1 protein-coding gene and 1 pseudogene are annotated in these 1742 nt (G+C 40.1%); one reads left to right on the forward strand and one right to left on the reverse strand.

Annotated elements, in window-relative coordinates; translation table 11 throughout:
* Positions 1 to 92 (forward strand): annotated as a pseudogene (locus tag AB4583_RS21165) (IS21-like element ISVch3 family helper ATPase IstB); the annotation flags it as partial.
* A 376-nt stretch (positions 93 to 468) separates the two neighbouring features.
* Here AB4583_RS21165 and AB4583_RS21170 read toward each other — a convergent pair.
* The gene (locus tag AB4583_RS21170) at positions 469 to 864 is read right to left on the reverse strand and encodes a DUF2391 family protein (RefSeq protein WP_017060180.1); all 396 of its coding nucleotides are present in this window, start codon (positions 862 to 864) and stop codon (positions 469 to 471) included.
* Positions 865 to 1742 lie beyond the last annotated feature (878 nt).

A 1742-nucleotide genomic window follows, 5' to 3' on the forward strand; every position in this document is an offset into this window, starting at 1 on the left:
CTCTAATGGATCGGCTGGTACACAATAGTCATCGAATAGAACTAGGAGGTGAGTCGATGAGAAAACTGGCGCAATCCGATCACTTAGAGTAAAAATAGGAAGAGAGAAAAACGGCAGGATCAAGTGATCGGAATAAACCGAAACGAGCGATCGCAATCACCGAAATACGCACCTAACTTATTAATACAACTACCCTCACCTTTCAAATACCATATTCAATTCAGAAACCAACCGTTTTTATATCCTTCCAAAGCTACAAATCTTCGCTACTTGATGCTCTTCAAAATCTCCCAACAACAAACGACACATTCACGTAAGAGTCAGTCACAGTACGTTGCTACTCATTTTATTGACTAGGAGATCGGTTGAAAAAATCAATACTAAGTTTGGAGGTAAGAAAGCTAAATAACGAATCAAGTAAGCGCTGAAAAGCTCTGTAAGACACTTCAATCCAAATTGATACACAGATTACTCTTTATCAAAACTATCCACTACAATAGCGCCCATAGAGGCTGGCATTGAAATAACAATCACTCTTTTGATCGATACGACGGGATCACTCAATAGAGGTAATTTGTCCAGGCAAGTCAGTACCAAAGCAACGACCAATGCCGTCATAACATAAGCAATCACTATTCTGAAAATAAACACCGGCAACCGAGCAACAACATCTTTTTGAAAGACACTCTCATACGTATAGAAGCCTAAGAACACCGCAGACAGTAAAAATAGCAGCAATAGATTAGCGGTAGGTAAAGTCTCCCCTAACTTCCAAGCCTCTTCAGAAAAAGAAATCGGCACGGCCAAGGCAAAAGATCCCACAAAGATCTGGCTCGCATCTTCAAAGTTAAAACTCAATTTCATAATTCGACCCATTAGGTTTAAGGCTTTATCTAATTCTGAAAAGAATCACAAAACTATCCGCCGATGATTTGGGGGATTTTTATTTCTACTAAGCAAACAGTAGTGACCTTCTAGCTTCATCTTAGTCGCAATAACCAAAACATAGCTTGAACTAACCAGCAAGAAATCAATATGCTCAGAGCAAAACGGTCAACACGACTGATTAATATCGAGTCAACAAACACATCAAAATCGAAGACAGAGTGGTAACCCCTAATATACCAGCACCTAGAACCAAAGAATCTAAATCCGCAGGGTGATAAACGTCACTTCACGAATACGAGGGATGCTCTATTTCTTAGCTTATATACCCCTCAGGCACCACTTGGGAACATACTTAGCGACTCTCACCTTTAAGCTGAATCTAGCCTACTTTCACCCTTTGAAGTACTTAGAACGAGTCGCTCAATACCATCGAGAGTGGTTTTAAGCTCAATGCATAACAAGAGACATTAAGTCGACTCATTATGAGCTCTAGCGTTCTTAAGAGAAGCCTCCATGATAGAGCCCTAATTACACGTATCCTATAGATTCACAGATAGAGCAGAAGTCAGATTTCGTAGCCGAAAGGCTGTTAACTAATACTGAGAGCCGCTCACTTAATAAAGGAAACATCTACAGCGCGTATGGCTCGAGTATCTGAATGCTAAACTTAAAGCTATATACGTTTGAAATCATGCTCGAGTCACCTCAAAGCTGGAATCAGAAATGATGTAGTCCTAATCATGAGTTGGTTTTGGGGAAAACCTGAGCTAAGAGCTGTGGGCTGCGGGAAAATCTTTTGTGTAAGTTATTCGACTAACGTGCGAAACACTATGATTTATACCAATTAAAGTAAA

This window comes from Vibrio sp. 10N.222.49.C12 (assembly GCF_041475025.1).
Taxonomy (GTDB): Bacteria; Pseudomonadota; Gammaproteobacteria; order Enterobacterales; family Vibrionaceae; genus Vibrio; species Vibrio crassostreae_C.